12 protein-coding genes are annotated in these 16,922 nt (G+C 73.3%); 8 read left to right on the top strand and 4 right to left on the bottom strand.

Features of this window, described 5'->3' with window-relative positions; all coding sequences use genetic code 11:
* Positions 1-5 precede the first annotated feature (5 nt).
* Entirely contained in the window at positions 6-2,285 is a 2,280-nt protein-coding gene (locus QSK26_RS01290) for an ABC transporter permease (RefSeq protein WP_285773048.1), read from the top strand.
* Between the two features lie 60 nt (positions 2,286-2,345).
* Here QSK26_RS01290 and treS read toward each other — a convergent pair whose 3' ends face one another.
* Both treS and QSK26_RS01280 read right to left on the bottom strand, forming a co-directional pair.
* Entirely contained in the window at positions 2,346-4,031 is a 1,686-nt protein-coding gene (gene treS, locus QSK26_RS01285) for a maltose alpha-D-glucosyltransferase (RefSeq protein ID WP_285773047.1), read from the bottom strand.
* Between the two features lie 329 nt (positions 4,032-4,360).
* Complete coding sequence (locus tag QSK26_RS01280; protein WP_285773046.1) at positions 4,361-6,064, bottom strand: asparagine synthetase B family protein; 1,704 nt, start codon at positions 6,062-6,064, stop codon at positions 4,361-4,363.
* Between the two features lie 38 nt (positions 6,065-6,102).
* On the opposite strand from QSK26_RS01280, the gene QSK26_RS01275 reads away from it, so the two are divergent.
* From QSK26_RS01275 to QSK26_RS01245, 7 genes are all read left to right on the top strand, one after another.
* Positions 6,103-7,992 (top strand): hypothetical protein, encoded by a 1,890-nt coding sequence (locus QSK26_RS01275; protein ID WP_285773045.1) that lies wholly within the window; start codon positions 6,103-6,105, stop codon positions 7,990-7,992.
* Between the two features lie 79 nt (positions 7,993-8,071).
* Complete coding sequence (locus QSK26_RS01270; RefSeq protein WP_285773044.1) at positions 8,072-8,875, top strand: anticodon-binding protein; 804 nt, start codon at positions 8,072-8,074, stop codon at positions 8,873-8,875.
* A gap of 26 nt (positions 8,876-8,901) precedes the next feature.
* Positions 8,902-9,762, top strand: coding sequence for a neutral zinc metallopeptidase (locus tag QSK26_RS01265; RefSeq protein WP_285773043.1), 861 nt, complete (start codon positions 8,902-8,904; stop codon positions 9,760-9,762).
* Between the two features lie 138 nt (positions 9,763-9,900).
* Positions 9,901-11,283 carry a diaminopimelate decarboxylase gene (gene lysA / locus QSK26_RS01260; RefSeq protein ID WP_285773042.1) on the top strand — a complete coding sequence of 461 codons (1,383 nt, stop codon included), beginning with the start codon at positions 9,901-9,903 and terminating at the stop codon, positions 11,281-11,283.
* A complete protein-coding gene (locus QSK26_RS01255; RefSeq protein ID WP_285773041.1) occupies positions 11,280-12,575 on the top strand; it encodes a homoserine dehydrogenase in 1,296 nt (431 codons plus the stop codon). Before lysA ends, QSK26_RS01255 begins: the two co-directional genes overlap by 4 nt.
* A 42-nt stretch (positions 12,576-12,617) precedes the next feature.
* Positions 12,618-13,793, top strand: a complete 1,176-nt coding sequence (locus tag QSK26_RS01250; RefSeq protein WP_285773520.1) for a glycosyltransferase family 2 protein — start codon at positions 12,618-12,620, stop codon at positions 13,791-13,793.
* A 2-nt stretch (positions 13,794-13,795) separates the two neighbouring features.
* Positions 13,796-15,475: a glycosyltransferase family 2 protein gene (locus tag QSK26_RS01245; RefSeq protein ID WP_285773040.1), complete on the top strand. Its 1,680-nt coding sequence runs from the start codon at positions 13,796-13,798 to the stop codon at positions 15,473-15,475.
* A gap of 187 nt (positions 15,476-15,662) precedes the next feature.
* On the opposite strand, the gene QSK26_RS01240 is transcribed toward QSK26_RS01245, so the two are convergent.
* Entirely contained in the window at positions 15,663-16,157 is a 495-nt protein-coding gene (locus tag QSK26_RS01240) for a hypothetical protein (protein ID WP_285773039.1), read from the bottom strand.
* A 113-nt stretch (positions 16,158-16,270) separates the two neighbouring features.
* The gene (locus tag QSK26_RS01235) at positions 16,271-16,912 is read right to left on the bottom strand and encodes an FMN-binding negative transcriptional regulator (protein WP_285773038.1); all 642 of its coding nucleotides are present in this window, start codon (positions 16,910-16,912) and stop codon (positions 16,271-16,273) included.
* Positions 16,913-16,922 lie beyond the last annotated feature (10 nt).

Genomic DNA, 16,922 nt, shown 5'->3' with positions numbered 1-16,922 from the left:
CGCAGGTGAGCGCGCTCCGGGCGTCGGGCCGGTGGATCAGGGCCGACCTGCGGGCGCGGAGAGGGCAGGCGCTGCTCACGGTGCTGGCCGTGGCCGGCATCGTCACCGCGCTGATCACCTCGGCCACGCTGCTGGAGGACAACACCAACCCCTGGCGCGGCCTGTTCACCCAGACCGACGGCGCGCACGTGTGGATCAGCGCGCAGGGGCCGCTCGACCCGGCCCCGCTGGCCGCCCTGAGCGGCGTCACCGGCGTCGCCGGGCCCTACCGCAGCGCCCCCGTGACGCTCACCGAGAACGGCAGGAGGACGCCGGTCGCGCTGCGCGGCCTGCCCGCCGCCCCGCCCGAGGTGGCGCACCCCGTCGTGCTCGAAGGCCGCTGGCTGGACCTCGCCGACCTCGACGGCGTGGTGGTCGAGAGGTCCTTCGCCCAGGCGGCCGGCCTGCGGCTGGGCAGCCCCTTCCAGGTGACCGCCCTGAACGGCACCCGGCATATGCTGGCCGTCGCGGGCATCGCCGAGACCGCCGAGCAGGGCTTCTACCCCGAGTGGACGCCGGGCCTCGCCTGGGTGCTGCCGGAGACGCTGGACCGGATCGAGCCCGCCATCGGCCGCAGCCAGTCGGTGATCGGCCTGCGCCTCGCCGACGCCGAGGCGACCCGGCTGGTCGTGCAGGGCGCGGTCACGCTGCTCGACGAGCGGATCCAGCGCATCTACACCTGGCGCGAGGTGCGCGCGTCGATGGAGCTGGACAACCGGCTGCTCGGCCTGCTGCTCGCGCTGTTCGGCGCGGTCGGCCTGGCCGCCGCCGCGCTCGCCATCGTCAACGCCGTGGGCGCCCGCGTGCTGACCCAGTCGCGCGACTTCGCCACCCTCAAGTCGCTCGGCCTCACCCGGCGGCAGATCACCGGGATGCTGCTCGTCGAGCACGGCTCGCTCGGCCTGCTCGGCGTCGCCGCCGGGCTGCTCTGCGGCCAGTTGGTCACCGGGCTGGCCCTGAACGGCGGCGCCGGGCCGCCGCTGTCGTTCGTCCCGGCGGCGGCGATCACCACGGGCACCGCGCTGGTCGTGCTGGTCGCGGTGTGGCTGCCCGCCTGGCGCGGCGGCCGTACCCCGCCGATCCCGGCCACCCCCGCCGCGCCGCCCCGCGGCCACCTGTCCAGGCTCGCCCGGCTGGCCTTCGTGGTACGGCTGCCGCCCGCGCTGGTGCTCGGCGCCAGGGACGCGTTCACCCGGCGGGTGCCCGCGATGCTGACGACGTTCGGCGTGGCGATCCCGATGATGATGATCACCATCGGGCTGGGCTGCTGGGCGACGCTGGACAACTTCCTCGCCCATCCGGAGCAGGTGGGCCAGGCGGCGGCGCTCCAGGTCGGGCCCGGCCGGCTGCCGTCGAGCGAGGCGGAGCGGCTGATCAACGCCGATCCGGATGTCGCGGCCGTCTACCCGGGCACCGAGGTGGACGCGCTGGAGCCGGAGCAGACCAGGACCGTGCTGGCCCGCGCGGTCGGCACGTCCGCCCGCCCCTACCCGTTCGTCGTCGTGGAGGGCCGGCCCTACGCCGACCGCGGCGAGGCGGTGGCCGGGCAGGGCCTGCTGGACCTGCTGGATCTCAAGATCGGCGACCGGGTGCGGGTCACCGTCGGCGGCACGCCGCTCATCCTGCGCATCGTGGGCCGGGTGGTGGAGCCCGACCAGGACGGCGAGGTGATCTCCTTCGGCCTGGACAGCCTGGCCGCCAAGGACGCGATGCCGCCGGAGTTCTACAGCCTGGTGCTCAGGCCGGGGGTCGACCCGGAGGCGGCGCGGGCGAGGCTGCTGGCCGCGTCCAACCAGGACCTGGAGGTGCGGCGGGTGGTGAACCCGGCCGAGCGGCTGGCGGTGATCCGGGTGGTGATCGTGGCGTTGAGCGTCGTGCTGGCGCTGATCGGGCTGGCCAACCTGCTCACCGCGAGCGCCGTCGGGCTCCGGGACCACGCGCTGGACCTCGCCGTGCTCAAGGCGATGGGGCTGACCCCGAGGCAGGTGACCGCGACCCTGGTGACCGGCACCGGCGTGCTGGTGGTGATCGGCGTGGTCGCGGGCACCCTGGCCGGGGCCTCGATGGCCGGCGGCCTGATCGACCTTCAGGGGTACACCAGCGGGGTGGGCGCGGGCATCGGCCGTACGCCCTCGGCGTTGACGCTGGCGGTGGTGATGCTGCTGGCGGTCGGCGCGGCCCTGCTGGTCGCGCTGATCCCCGCGCGCCGCGCCGCCCGCGCGCGGGTGCCCGTCACCGCCAGATAAGACGCGGGGACACGAAAGAGCGCGTGTACGGCGGGGCCGTACACGCGCTCGGCGCCGGTGTCAGCTGATCGAGAACCAGTAGAAGCCGTGACCGGGCAGGGTGAGCAGGTAGGGGATCTCCCCGATCACCGGGAAGGGCACCCCGCCGCGGCACTCCACCGGCGTCATGCCGGCGAAGCGGCGCAGGTCGAGCTCGACCGGCTGGGGGAACTTCGACAGGTTGTTGACGCACAGCATCCGGTCGTCCCCCTCCTCACGGACGAAGGTGAGCACGGCGTTGTTGGAGGACCACAGCTCGCTGTAGGCGCCGGTGCCGAAGACCGGGTGGCGCCGCCGGATCTCCAGCATCTTCTTGGTGAAGTGCAGCAGCGAGGCCGGGTTGTGCTGCTGTGCCTCGACGTTGACGGCCTGGAATCCGTAGATCGGGTCCATCACGGCGGGCAGGTAGAGCCGTCCCGGGTCGGCGGCGGAGAACCCCGCGTTGCGGTCGGGACTCCACTGCATGGGGGTGCGGACGGAGTCGCGGTCCTCCAGCCAGATGTTGTCCCCCATGCCGATCTCGTCGCCGTAGTACATGACGGGCGAGCCGGGCAGGGACAGCAGCAGGGCGGTGAACAGCTCGATCTGGTCGCGGTCGTTGTCGAGCAGCGGGGCGAGACGACGCCGGATGCCGAGGTAGGCCCGCATCCGCGGGTCCTTGGCGTACTCGGCGTGCATGTAGTCCCGCTCCTCTTCGGTGACCGTCTCCAGGGTCAGCTCGTCGTGGTTGCGGAGGAAGATGCCCCACTGCGCGGTCTCGGGCAGCTTGGGGGTGCGGGACATGATCTCGGAGATCGGCTCGCGGCTGCCCCGCCGCACCGACATGAAGATGCGCGGCATCAGCGGGAAGTGGAAGGCCATGTGGCACTCGTCGCCGCCGGTGGTGGGGTCGCCGAAGTACTCGACGACGTCCTCGGGCCAGCCGTTGGCCTCGGCCAGCAGCACCCGGTCGGGGTAGAGCCGGTCCACCTCGGCACGCACCTTGCGCAGGTAGGCGTGCGTCTCGGGCAGCCCGGAGCACATGGTGCCCTCGCGCTCGAACAGGTACGGCACGGCGTCGAGCCGGAACCCGTCGATGCCGAGGTCCAGCCAGAACCGCAGCACCTCCAGCATGGCCTCCTGAACCGCGGGGTTGTCGTAGTTCAGGTCGGGCTGGTGGTGGAAGAAGCGGTGCCAGTAGTACTGCTTGCGCACCGGGTCGTAGGTCCAGTTGGACTCCTCGGCGCCGATGAAGATGATCGGCGCGTCCGGGTAGCCCTCCGGAGAGTCGGACCAGACGTAGAAGTCACCGTAGGGACCCTCGGGGTCGTGCCGGGACGCCTGGAACCAGGGGTGCTTGTCACTGGTGTGGTTCATCACCAGGTCGGTGATGATGCGCAGGCCCCGCGCGTGGGCCTGTTCGATCAACTCGACGAAATCCCCAAGATCCCCAAAATCAGGAAGGATCTTCATGTAGTCGGAAATGTCGTATCCGCCGTCCCGGAGAGGGGACTCGTAAAGCGGTAGCAGCCACAAACAGTCCACGCCCAGCCACTGGAGGTAGTCCAGTTTCTGGATCAAGCCGCGAAGGTCTCCGGTGCCGTCGCCGTTGGAGTCCTTGAACCCCCGGACGAGCACCTCGTAGAAGACCGCCCGCTTGTACCACTGCGGATCGGCTGAGACGAAGTCTTCGGCAACCGGTTCCGAGCAGGGGGATGTAGTCGTCATCTCTCGCTCACAGTTAAGGAAAAGGGCAGAACGAAGTAACCGGACGAAACCGGCTGGTCATGTTGGGTCAGCACGCCGCCCGGAGTCGTCATCCCCACGAACTCCATGCCCTCGTCGAGACCGAATTTGTGATTCGGGCCCGTCCTTTAGCGTGCTTTCGTGCCGAACACTACCAGCGACACGGAGCGGGAGAGGCACTGTGAATCGAGGTGCCTCGCCGGAAGTGGAGATCTTTCGCGCCCGGCGCCCGTAATCAGGATGTTACCTTCCGTTCTCAGTTGCGAAACGTGCTGTTCGGAGGCGGTGTACGGCCGGATCGGAAAGGCGTGTCAGACCCACGGAGGAGTGAGGTCGCCGAGCCGGTTTTCGTGGTCGGCGAGCCAGGTGCCGAACAGGACGAGCCCACGCACCCAGAAGCGGTCGTTCCAGCCGTTGAACCGGGTGAGCGCGTCCGGGCCGTCCAGCACCACCTCGTGCAGCTCGGCGGACAGCAGGCCGGGCACCCGCTCGGCGACCGTGGTCAGCATGCGGTGCGCCTGGGCGCGGGCCGGCGCGGCGGTGGAGCGCAGCGGCACCCGGCGCAGCGGCTGCTTCACGACGTTCGTCGAGGGCAGCGCCGCGACCCGGGGGTTGGCCTCGTGCAGCAGCTCCCGGTAGAACCGCCCCTTGTCCTTGCGCGCCACGCCGACCGACAGCGCCGCGTCGAAGAACTCCGGATGGATGAACGGCGCCACGAACGACGCCTCCGGGCCCACCAGGTTCACCGGTGAGCGGGCGATCCCGCGCACCGTCCGGGTGTGCAGCACCGACAGCGGCAGCTCGGCCCGGTGGCCGTGGAACATCGAGGTGGCCTCCGCGAACGCCGCGCGCACCGTGTCCTCGATCCACCCGGCGGCCCCGGCCGACAGGAAGGGCACCGACGGAGCGCCCAGCGACAGCGACTCCAGCACCGCCGCCTTGCGCTCCTGCTCCGAGGAGGCGAGCAGGGCGTCCCCGCTCACCATGAAGTTCTTCAGCAGCGGCCCGCCGGCCAGGCCGTCCACCAGGGTGCGCCCCGCCTTGTGCACCTCGCGGGCGAAGGGGGCGTACCAGGCGTGGTGCGGGGTGAGGTACTCCAGCCGGCGCGCCACGGCGTGCGCGTCCCCCGGATAGGCATCGGCGGACTGGCCGATCACCCGGTGCCGCACGCCCAGCTCGCGGGTGATCGCACGGGCGAAGGCGATGTCCGCGTCCGTGCCGTCGTCGGGGCTGGTCGTCCACGACTCCACGTCCGCGCCCCTGGCCACCGCCACCGAGCACAGCAGCCGCGAGTCGTAGCCGCCGCTGACCGGCACGAGCAGCGGCCGGTTGTCGAACTCCTTGTACACGTCGTGCAGGATCGCCAGGATCTCCCCGGCGCTGCGCCCCGCCTCGTACGGCTCCTCGCGCACCCAGCGCGGCAGCCGCCGCTCGGCCGACACCCGCCCGGTGCCCCGGTCGAAGACCAGCGCGCCGGACCCGGCGAGCCGTTTGATCCGCGCGTACGGCGTGCCGTCGCCCATCGGGAAGGTGACCCCGATGATCCCGGCCCAGCCCGCCCAGTCCACCTCGTACGGCTCGCGCAGCAGGGCGAGCAGCGGGGCGAGCAGCGAGGAGAAGTAGACCGCCTCCGGAGTCGGCAGGTAGTAGACGTCCACCAGGCCGAGGCCGCCGGCGTGCAGCACGACCCGCTCGCCGTCGTCGATGAGCCCGGGGGTCTCGTAGGTCTCGGCGATCGAGATCCAGCTCGCCGTCGCGACCGGCCGCCGCTCGCCCCAGGCGAAGGCGTAGCCGTGCTCGCCGCGGTGGTAGGGAGGCAGCGGGCCGCTGCTGAACAGCGCGGCTCCCGGCGTCTGCAGCGCCGCCCGGACCCGGGGGCCGGCGGTCTTCAGCGTGTCCAGCCGGGCCGCGTCCACGTGGCCGATGGCGCCGCACACGTAGGGCCGCACGCTGAACGCCGGCCACTCCCCGTCGGCCACGGTCGACTCCTTTGCCGAGATGTCGCGTTTGGTCAAAGGGTATCCTTTGCACCGCTCATGAATCGGAGGACGACGTGGCGGGCGAGCAACTGGAGGGTACCCGGAGGGCACTGCGGGACGCCCTGGCCCAGGCGGAGCGCGCCGCCGAACTGGCGCGGCTGCTGGAGAAGGCGCAGGCCGGGCTGGCCGACGCCGAGCAGGCCACCGAGGAGCTGAAGGCCGCCAGGGAGCGGCTCGGCGCGACGGAGGAACTCCTCGAGCAGGCCCGCGCCGCCGAGGAGAAACTGCGCAGGGAGCTGGCCGAGCAGCGCTACCAGACCGAGGTGGCCCGCTGGAAGCTCACCTCCATGCAGCTCGCCCGCTGGTCCCGCATCGGCGACGCCCTCAAGACGGGCAAGAGCAACCCGGTACGGCTGGCGCGCGGCCTGCGCGGCGCGGCCCGCCCGGTGAACCGCCCCAACGCGCCCAAGCGCCAGCCGGTGGCCACCCCAGCCGGGGACGACAGGCAGGCCGCGCCCGGGGCGTCCTTCCAGGCCCGCTCGTCGGTCCGGGTGATCGAGGGCGCCTCCTTCAAGCTCAAGCCGTTCCGGGTGCCCACCGGGCCGAACACCCGCCCGCACCTCACCGTGGCCGCCGTCCTCGACTCGCACGCCGAGGCCCTGCTGCGCTACGAGTGGCGGCAGACGGTCGGCTTCACCCCCCGCGACTTCGCCAGGGTGCTGCCGCTGGAGATCCCGCACCTGCTGGTCGTGGAGTCGGTCACCGGCGGGCCGTGGGCCGGCGAGGTGACCGGCGAGGGCGGCGAAGGGCTGCGCGCGCTGCTCGCCTGGTGCGCCGAACGCGGGATCAGGACCGTCTTCTGGCACACCCAGGGCCAGGTCACCGACCACCGCGCGGTGGCCGGGCTGTTCGAGTACGTCTTCACCGCCTCGCCGGAGGCGCTGCCCGTGTGGCGCTCGCTGCACCCGAGGGCCGGGCTGCTGCCGTACGCCGTGCAGCCCCGGGTGCACAACCCGCTCCCGCTGGCCAGCGGGCGCTTCGACCGGGTGCTCACGCTGGAGGAGCTGCTCCCGCCGCCGGTGCACTACCCGGACGTGCTCACCTCCTACCGCTGGCCCAGGTCGGTGTCCTGCCCGCCCGGCACGCCGGAGTGGCGGCTCGCCGAGATCGCCGCCTGCGGCACCCCGATCGGCAGCCTCCCCGACGACCGCCGCGCGCACGCCGCGCTGCGCAGGGCCTACGCCGCCGGCACGATGAGCGAGCGGGTGGACGACCTGCTGGAGGCGATCGGCCTGCCCTCGGCGCGGCCCACGCTCGACGTCTCGGTGATCGTGCCGCTGCCCGCCGACGCCGACGCGGACCGGGCGCTCGCCCAGGTCGCGAGCCAGTCGGGAGCCCGCCAGGTGGTCCTGATGGCCGCCGACGCCGAAGCGGTGCAGGCCCGCGCGCGTACCCTCTTCCCCGGCGGAACGGATGTGCTGGTCAGGCAGGCCGACCCCGGGCTCACCACCGGCGGCCTGCTCAACCGCGCCCTCGACCTGTGCGAGGGCGACCTCGTCGCCGTCATGGACCCGCGAGACGTGTACGGCGAGCACTACCTGACCGACATGACGAGGTCTTTCCTGTTCACCACCGCCGACGTGACCGGCAAGGCGTCCTACTTCGCCCACCTGCGCGACGCCGGGGCGACCCTGCTCAGGCAGCCGGACGCCGCCTACTCCTACCTGGCCGAGATCACCGGCGGCACCCTGCTGGCCCGCCGCACCGTGCTGCGCGGCCTCGGCATCGCCGACGTGTCCGACGGCTGGGACGACGTGCTCATGCGCCAGTGCCGCGCCGACGGCGTCCGCGTCTTCTCCGCCGACCGCTTCGGATACGTCAAGACGCGCGACGAGGACCCCGCCCTCCTCGCCTCCTCCCAGCTCGTCGGCTACGGCCCCGCGGAGCCGCACGCGCTCGCCTGACCGGCTGCGGGCCCGGGGCGTCCCGCGGCGGCGGGGTGATCGTTCGCGGTGCCCGGCGGGGGCGCGTAGGGTGCCGGGCATGACGCCTTCTCAGCTGGCCGCGATCCTGGGCGAGCCGCCCGAGCCGCGCGGCTCCTGGGAGCGGGAGGCCCTCTACGTCTCGGCCGTCGCCCTGCGCGCCGCCGATCCCGTCGCCGCCGCCGAGGGCCTCGCCGCGCGGTCGCGCGCGCTGGCCGGGGTCGCCGCGGCCCGGGTCAGGGACAGCGGGTTCCTGGAGATCGTCGTGTCGACGCCGGGCGAGCTGGTCACCGAGATCGAGCAGCACACCGGGCTCGCGGACGCCCCCGGGGCGGAACCCGCCGACGGCGCGCTGCCGGGGGCGGTCCCGAGGGCGGTGCCGGGGCCGAGGTCGGGGGCGGTGCCGGGGTCCGTCCCGGGGGCGGGGGCAGTGCCGGGGGCGGAGCCGTGGCCGGAGCGGCCGCTCACCTGGGACAACCCCGGCTTCGTGCTGAGGTTCGCGCACGCGCGCGCGTGCGCGGTGGGGCGCTGGGCGCGGGATCTCGGGGTGCCCCGCACCGGTTTCGCACCGGAGGCGCTCACCGGACGGCACGACCGGGCTGTGCTGCGGGTGCTGGCCGAGCTGCCGGGAAGGCGGTCGCGGCGCGGCGCGGGCCGGCCCGGGGGAGCGGTGGGGCGGGCGGGTTTCGCGCGCAGGCTGGCGCTCGCCTATCACGACGCGCACGAGCGGGCGCCCGCCGTACCGGCGGGGGAGGAGCCGGTCACGCCGGAGCACGTCGCCCGGGTCCGGCTGGCGCGGGCCGTACGGGCGGTGCTGGCGGAGGAACTGGCCGCCCTCGGTGGGACGGCACCCGACAGGCTATGAACGATCCCGGTTCGTCACGGCGAAGGATGATCGTCCGGCGGCTGCTGCCGGCCGGGCTGGTGTTCGCGGTCGTGCTGGCCGGGCTCGCGGTGTTCGCCCCCCGGCTGCGTGTGCTCCTCGGCACCGACCCCGCCTCGGCCACCTGGGGGGCGGCGGCGCACGACCTCTACGCCACCGGCCCCGTCGTCAACCGCTGCGACCTCCCGGCGAACCGGGACGAGAACCCCGAGGCGACCCTGCGCGCGCTCGCCGGCTGCCTCGACCGGGCCTGGGCGCGCACGATGGCCCAGGCGGACCGGGAGTACGAGCCGCCGGGCGAGGTCAACCTGATCGGCAGCCCCGCGGAGGCGGCCTGCGGCACCGACGAGTACGACTGGGTGGGGATCTACTGCCCGGACACCGCCTCCGTCAACGTGCTGATGGAGGACGGGAAGTGGGTGTTCGCCTCGATGTTCACCCTCGCCCACGAGTACGCCCACCACGTGCAGGAGATCAGCGGGATCGCGAGCAGGCGCGGGCCGGAGGCATTCGACGAGGCGTGGACGCGACGGCTGGAGCTCCAGGCGAACTGCATGGCGGCGGCGGCCCTGCGCGGCGTCGACCCGGCCGGGGTGCGGGTCGTCAGGGAGAGCGTCGCCGAGGCGGCGGGCGCGGAGCGGGACCGCGGCCGGGCAGGTGCCACGGAGGGCGACGCGGACGGCGGCACGGACGGCGACGCGGACGGCGACGCGGACGGCGGCACGGACGGCGGCACGGAGGGTGCCACGGAGCAGGAGCGGACGCACGGCTCGGCGGCCAGCGAGACGGCATGGCTGCTGCGCGGCGAACGGCACGGCACGGTCGGCGCCTGCAACACCTGGGCCGCCCCGGCCGCCGAAGTGTCCTGACCCTCGCACGCCGGCGGGGAACAACCGACGGAAGATATCCCGATATTTGCCATTATTTGGCAATAAATTGTGGTGATCTTGTCTCGTACTGTGGGCATGCGTCCCACGGGGATCAGCGGGTCCGATAGCCTCGTTCGGGTGAGTCGATTCGCCCATCCGGCCGGTGACCGGCATGCCGAGATGATGCCCCAGGAGCGCCCGCCGCGCCCGCCCGCCGACCTTAACTCGCTCAGCCCCAAGATCTGGCCGCGCAACTCCGCCCGCACGGGCGGCGCGGTGACCGTCGGCGGGGTCGACGTGCGCGACCTGGCCAGGGACTACGGCACACCGCTCTACGTGCTGGACGAGGACGACGTGCGCAGCCGTTGCCGCGACTACGCGGAGGCCTTCGGCGACAGCGACGTGCACTACGCGGGCAAGGCGTTCCTGTGCAGGGAGCTGGCCCGCTGGATCGACGAGGAGGGCCTCGGCCTCGACGTGTGCAGCGGCGGCGAGCTGGCCGTGGCGCTCAGCGTCGACTTCCCGCCCGAGCGGATCACCCTGCACGGCAACAACAAGTCCGCGGCCGAGCTGGAGCGCGCGATCCAGGCCGGCGTCGGCCGCATCGTCGCCGACTCCTTCGAGGAGATCGCCCGGCTCGGGCACCTCGCCGAGCGGCACGGCGTCCGGCCCAGGGTGCTCATCCGGGTGACCACCGGCGTCGAGGCGCACACGCACGAGTTCATCGCCACCGCGCACGACGACCAGAAGTTCGGCTTCTCGCTGAACAACGGCTCCGCCGCCGAGGCCGTGCGCCGCGTGCTCGCGCTGCCCCAGCTCGAGCTCCTCGGCCTGCACTCGCACATCGGCTCGCAGATCATCGACACCGCCGGCTTCGAGGTCGCCGCCCAGCGGCTCACCGCGCTGCTCGCCCAGATCAAGGACGAGCACGGGGTCGTCCTGCCGGAGCTCGACCTCGGCGGCGGCTACGGCATCGCCTACGTCGAGGCCGACGAGGCGCCCGACATCAAGGTGATCGCCGACAGCCTGCGCGAGATCGTCGCCAAGGTGTGCGCCAACGCGGGAGTCCCGGTGCCCCGCCTCACCGTCGAGCCCGGCCGCACGATCGTCGGCCCCGGCGGCGTCACCGTCTACGAGGTCGGCACGGTCAAGGACGTCGAGGGCCTGCGCACCTACGTCAGCGTGGACGGGGGCATGAGCGACAACGTGCGCACCGCGCTCTACGGCGCGGAGTACACCTCCGTGCTCGCCTCGCGGTCCAGCGACGCCCGGCCGATGCTCTCCCGCGTCGTCGGCAAGCACTGCGAGAGCGGCGACATCGTGGTCCGCGACCTGTGGCTGCCGGACGACCTCGCCCCCGGCGACCTGCTCGCCGTCGCCGCGACCGGCGCCTACTGCCGCTCGCTCGCCAACAACTACAACTACCAGCCCAGGCCCGCGGTCGTCGCGGTCAGGGACGGCGTGGCCCGGGTCATCGTTCGCGGTGAGACCGAGGAGGACCTGTTGAGGGGGCAGTCGTGAAACCGCTGAAAGTCGCCCTGCTGGGGTGTGGCGTGGTGGGCTCCCAGGTCGTGCGGCTGCTGGGGGAGCAGGCCGCCGACCTCGCCGCCAGGGTCGGGGCGCCGCTGGAGCTGGCCGGCGTCGCCGTACGCCGGATGGGCAAGAAGCGTGACACCGACGTGGACCCCGCGCTGCTGACCACCGACGCCGAGGGCCTGGTCACCCGGGACGACGTGGACATCGTCGTCGAGGTGATCGGCGGTATCGAGCCGGCCAGGTCGCTGATCCTCGCCGCGATGGCCAAGGGCAAGTCCGTGGTCACCGCCAACAAGGCGCTCCTCGCCGAGGACGGCGCCACCATCCACGCGGCGGCCAAGGCGGGCGGCGCCGACCTGTACTTCGAGGCCAGCGTGGCCGGGGCGATCCCGCTGCTGCGCCCGCTGCGCGAGTCGCTGAACGGCGACCACGTCCGCCGCGTGCTGGGCATCGTCAACGGCACGACCAACTACATCCTCGACAAGATGGACGCGGAGGGCTCCTCCTTCACCGACGCCCTGGAGGAGGCGCAGGCCCTCGGCTACGCGGAGGCCGACCCGACCGCCGACGTCGAGGGCTTCGACGCCGCGGCCAAGGCCGCGATCCTGGCCGGGCTGGCCTACCACAGCCGGGTGACGGCCGCCGACGTGCACCGCGAGGGGATCACCGAGATCTCCGCGACCGACGTGGCCAGCGCCAAGGCGATGGGCTACGTGATCAAGCTGCTGGCCATCTGCGCCCGCTCCGACGACGGCCGCTCGATCGGCGTCCGCGTCCACCCGGCGATGATCCCCAGGAGTCATCCGCTGGCCGGGGTGCGCGAGGCGTACAACGCGGTCTTCGTCGAGGCGGAGTCGGCCGGGGAGCTGATGTTCTACGGCAAGGGCGCCGGCGGCGCGCCGACCGCGTCCGCGGTGCTCGGCGACATCGTGGCGGTGGCCCGCAACCGGCTCGCCGGCACCCGCGGCCCCGACGAGTCCACCTACGCCGACCTGCCGGTCCACCCGATGGGCGACACCCTCACCCGCTACCACGTCGCGCTCGACGTGGCCGACAAGCCGGGCGTGCTGGCCAGGGTCGCCGAGCTGTTCGCCACCCAGGACGTGTCGATCCAGACCGTGCGCCAGGAGGGCCACGGCGACGACGCCCAGCTCGTCCTGGTCACCCACCGGGCGAGCGACGCGGCGCTGTCCGGCACCATCGAGAGCCTGCGGCGGCTCGACATCGTCCGGGCCGTGGCCGGTGTGATGCGCGTGGAGGGCGACGATAACCTTTAGCCGGGCGCTCCCCCCGAGTCCCTCCCCGACCCCCGAGACGTGATGGACGCCACCTCCTCCCAGACAGCATCCGACCGTAAACCCGCCGAACCGCCCGCGGGCGGGGCGACCCCGCAGGGTTTCACCCGCTCGCCTTCGGCCGAGGCAGGCTCGCTGAGCTGGGACGGCGAGCGCTGGACGGCGGCGGAGGAGCCGCTCGGCGACCCCGTCACCGCCGAGGACGTGGCACGGCTGCGACCCCTGCGCGGGCTGCGCGTCGAGTGGCCGGTCTCGCCGGGCTGCTCGTTCGCGGCGGTGCTCGACCTCGCCGCGGCGGGCGTGCCGCTGTTCTCCACCGTCGTGCCCGCCTGGGCGCGCGCCGCCGACCCGGCCCTGACCGCCCTGCTCACCTCCTGGCACGCCGATCCCGCAGCCGGCGGGTCGATGCGCTCGGTGACCGACCTGCGCCGCGAGGAGCACAGCGTCCGGCTGCGCCGCCACGCCCTGCGCGCCGGTCACCCGGACAGCGGCGAGCCGCCGCTGGTCAGCGTGGTGATGTCGAGCATGCGCCCCGCCCTGGTGGGCTCGGCGCTGGCCCAGATCGCCCGGCAGCGGCACGTGCGGGCCGAGGTCGTGCTGGGCCTGCACGGCGTCCCGGCCGGCCACGAGAGCGTACGGCGGGCGGTCGAGGACTTCCCGCTGCCGATCACCGTGGTCGAGGCGCACCGGGAGACGCCGTTCGGCGAGGTGCTGAACCGCGCGGCAGCGGCCGCGAGCGGCGACCACCTCGCCAAATGGGACGACGACGACTGGTACGGCCCCGAGCATCTCGCGGACCTCCTGCTGGCCAAGGAGTACGCGGGCGCCGACGTGGTGGGCACGACGGCGGAGTTCTTCTACCTGGAGCCGCTGAAGGCCACGATCCGCCGCACGGACTACACGAGCGAGGTGTGGAACGAGCACGTCGCCGGCGGCACGATCCTCCTCGGCACGTCGGCGTTCCGGGACGTCGGGGGGTTCGGCCCGCTGGCGAGCGGGGTGGACGCCGACCTGCTCAAGCGCGTCCACGCGGCCGGCGGGCGCATCTACCGCACCCACGGCCTGGGATACGTCCTGCGCCGCTCGCTGTCCGGCGAGCACACCTGGCGGCTGCCGCTCGCCCATTTCCTGCGGGTGGCGACCAACCAATGGCGTGGTTTCCGGCCCAGCACGCTCCTGGAGACCGCCGAGGAGGCCTGACATTGAGCACGGACCTGACCGAGGCGCGGCTGCCCGCGGCCCGCGTACGGGGCAACGACTACAAGGCGCTGCGACCGCCGGCGCTCGGGGCGTGGACCCCGGCGCTGACGGTGAGCATCGTCGTCCCCGCCTACAACGGCCAGCGGAAACTGGACCTCGCCCTCGCCGGGCTCGCCCGCCAGACCTACCCGCAGGAGCTGGTCGAGGTCGTCGTGGTGGACAACGGCAGCGCGCCGCCGCTGCGGCTGCCGCGGATCCGCCCCGAGCTCACCCGCCTGGTCGTCTGCGACACGCCGGGCCGGGCCAACGCCCGCAACGCCGGCCTCGCCGCCGCCACCGGTGACGTGATCCACTGGCTGGACTCCGACATCGTGCTGGACCCGGCCGAGGTGGAGGCGCACATGCGCTGGCACCACCTCGCGCCGTACATGGTGGTGGCCAGCTATCTGCGCTTCACCCCGGCCGCGCTGCCCTCTCCCGAGGTCGTCGCGGGCGCCGACCTGGCCGGGCTGTTCGAGCCCGCGGAGCCGCACCAGTGGCTGGTGGACCTGATCGAGCGCACCGGCGGCCTGGTGGAGGACGCGCACCGCGCCTTCAGCCTGCACGTCGGCGGCGCCACCTCGGTCAGCGCCCGGCTGCTCGCACGGACCGGGCCGATGGACGTGGACCTCATCCTCGGCCAGGACACCGAGCTGGGCTACCGTCTCGCCCAGGCCGGCGCGGTCTTCGTGCCCGACCCCGAGGCACGCGGCTACCATCTCGGCCCGTCGATGCGGATGCGCGACAAGACGCCGATCGACCGGGTCAGCCACGCCTTCATCGCCGACCGCGTCCCCGCCTACCGGTGGCTGCGCTCGCACCCGGCCCGCCGGTGGAAGGTGCCCTACGTCCAGGTGGTCGTCGAGGCCGCCGGTTACGACGACGTGCGGGCCGGTGTGGACGCGGTGCTCGCCGGCACGGTCGCGGACGTGACGGTCGAGCTGACCGGCCCGTGGGACACCCTGGCTCCCGAGCGCCGCGCCCCGCTCACCGACCCCGACCTCGATCTCGCCCTCATCCACGGCCACTACGCCCATGAGCCCAGGGTCCACCTGGTCACGGACGCCGCCCCCACGTTCGCGCCCTTCAGGCTGGTGCTGCCCGCGGGCTGGGCGCCCGGCGAGGACACCCTCGCCCGGCTGCTCGACCTCGCCAGGGAACAGGAGTGCGGCCTGGTCAACGTGCTCCTCGCCGAGCGGGCCGACGGCGTCGTGACGGCCCGGCTGGAGCGCACGGCCGCCTTCGCCAGGGCCGAGCTGGTGGCCGGGGCCGAGGAGGACCTAGACGACGTCGTGGAGGAGACTTTCGGCGTGCTGTGGGCCGACGGCGAGACGTACGGCTTCACCGCCGCCGCCGACGCCCCGGACATCCTCGGCCGGCGCAGCGCCTACCGTGCCCGCCAGCAGGCCGAGGCCGAGGTCGTCCGGCTCACCAAGGAGGCCGAGCGGCTGCGCGGCCAGATCGTCAGGTGGCGCGACGAGGCGGGCCGCTGGCGGAAGAACGCCGTGGACATGCGACGCGAGGTCGGTGCGCTCCGCAAGGAGCTCGCCGCCGCCAAGAAGGTCCTCCAGCAGCACGCCGGCGGCCGGTCCCGCCTCGCCCGCACCATCAAACGCGCCCTGTCCCGCAACCGCCGCGCCTAGCCGGGCGGCCCCTCCACCGGCGTCCCCTGCCGACATCCCCTGCCGACGTTCCTCGCCGATGTCTCTCGCCGACGCCCCCGTCGGCGTCCTCTCGCGGGTCCGTGGCGCGTGCGCGGTTTGTCCTGTCGTCCTGTTGTCCTCGGGAGAGGAGCAGCCCCCGTGGCGCTCCTCTCCCGGATCGTCCCGGCTAGATCCCGGCGGGCTTGCGGACGCTCCACGACACCTTGTGGCCCGTCAGGGAGTAGTCCGGGTTGGTGAAGAGCGTCAGGTGGACGACGGGCTGGTAGTGGGTGCTCAGCGTCCTGGTGGTCCACACGCCGTTGCACTCCCGGGCGGTGGGGTCCTCGAAGCCGAGGACGTCCGTGCTCAGCCGGGCGCAGAAGCCGTCGCCGGGGCCGGTGTCCCTGATCTGCGCCCTGATCGTCACCCAGGTGTCGCCGCCGGCGCTCCGGTGCCAGGTGACCGAGCCGTTCCGCACCTGGGCGCGCACCTTCCCGCCCTGCGAGAACGACCTCGCGGCGAACGCCACGGTCTTAGTGGCGGCGACCGCCCCGCTCACCGTGGCGGCCCCGGTGGCAGCCCCCGTGGCAGCCCCCGTGGCAGCCCCCGTGGCCGCCGTCGCGGCGGGCGCGGCGGCGAGGACCGCCCCGGCGACGACCGTGACGATGCTCAGTCTCTTCACGCGTGTCCCCCAATATCGGATGATCCACAACTCTGGACAGAGCCGATTATCGCGGCATACCGGGGCGGAATCCTTGACGATCCGTGCCACATATCCAGCAATCCGCGCCACGTTCAGCGGGCGCGCGCTCCCGGGGCACGGCCGGCCGTGCGCACCGCGTCGGCCATGGCGGTGTCGCCCAGGGCCGCGTAGCCGCCGGCGACGCCGGCACGGTCGGCCTCGGAGCGGTTCTGGCTCATCTTGACCTTGGCCTCGACCCTGGTGACGACCAGTTCGACGCCGACGATCGCGCGCAACTGGCCCGAGACGAACGCGTCGGGGGCGTCCTCCACGGCCCACGGCGTCTCCCGGCGGGCCTCGTGGCGCTCGGTCAGCCGCCGGACGAGACCGGCGAGCCAGGCGGGATCGTCGTGCACGACCAGCTCACCGTAGACGTGCGCGGTGACGTAGTTCCAGGTGGGCACCACGCGGCCGTGCTCGGCCTTGGCGGCGTACCACGACGGCGTGACGTAGGCGTCAGGGCCGCGCACGATGGCCAGCGCCTCGCCCAGCACCGGCTGCCGCCACTGGTCGTTGTTGCGGGCGAGATGCGCGAGCAGCGCCCCGTGCTCGCCCGCCTCCGGGTCGAACAGCACGGGGAGGTAGGTCGCCAGCAGCCCCCGCGGCGTACTCGTGATCAGGTCGGCCGTGTCGCGGCTCGTCAGGAGCTCGCGGATCTCGGCGTCACCGGCGGAGAAATGGGCTGGAACGTACATGGGACCGACC

The organism is Microtetraspora sp. NBRC 13810 (assembly GCF_030268685.1).
Lineage (GTDB): Bacteria > Actinomycetota > Actinomycetes > Streptosporangiales > Streptosporangiaceae > BSRQ01.
Note: the sequence above shows the minus strand (reverse complement) of the source record. Positions and strands in the feature narration are given on the sequence as shown.